The sequence below is a fragment of the Mesorhizobium sp. genome (genome assembly GCF_004962925.1).
Classification (GTDB): Bacteria; Pseudomonadota; Alphaproteobacteria; order Rhizobiales; family Rhizobiaceae; genus Mesorhizobium.
In genome coordinates this window covers 18,078-18,476 of record NZ_SUEO01000130.1, presented here as the reverse complement: position 1 = coordinate 18,476, position 399 = coordinate 18,078, and the positions used below count along the sequence as shown (strand labels likewise).

The window sequence follows — 399 nt, the reverse complement described above, 5'->3', positions numbered from 1 at the left end:
TTTTCATAGTCGGCGGTGGTTGCGGCCGGGATGCCAAGGCGGAAGACACCGTCGGCGGTCGGCCCGCCGGCAATCTTCAGCTGGTGTTCGCCAAGAAAAGCGACAATGTCGGCCATCTTCGCATCCGGCTTGAACTTCACCAGCGCGAACGGCATTTTCGCCAGATCGCCTTGCTGGCCGGCGATCTCGAAATCGCCACCCTTGCCACCTGGCTGAATAACCGATTGCACCATGACCAGGGCAAGCAGTGCTGCCGCCGCAGCCCAGGCGACGCCGGCCGGTACCGCCATGAAGCGGCCCCACACCTGCGCCAGCCAGGACGATGCCGCCGGCGCGCGCACGGGGCCGGCTTCGGCGTCGAGCGCCCGGGCGAAGCGGCCGAGCGCATCGGCCGGCGGG

At 68.2% G+C, this 399-nt stretch carries 1 pseudogene; it reads right to left on the bottom strand.

What is annotated here, in order from left to right:
- A pseudogene (locus tag E5W87_RS22940) lies at positions 1-399 on the bottom strand (anti-sigma factor); the annotation flags it as partial.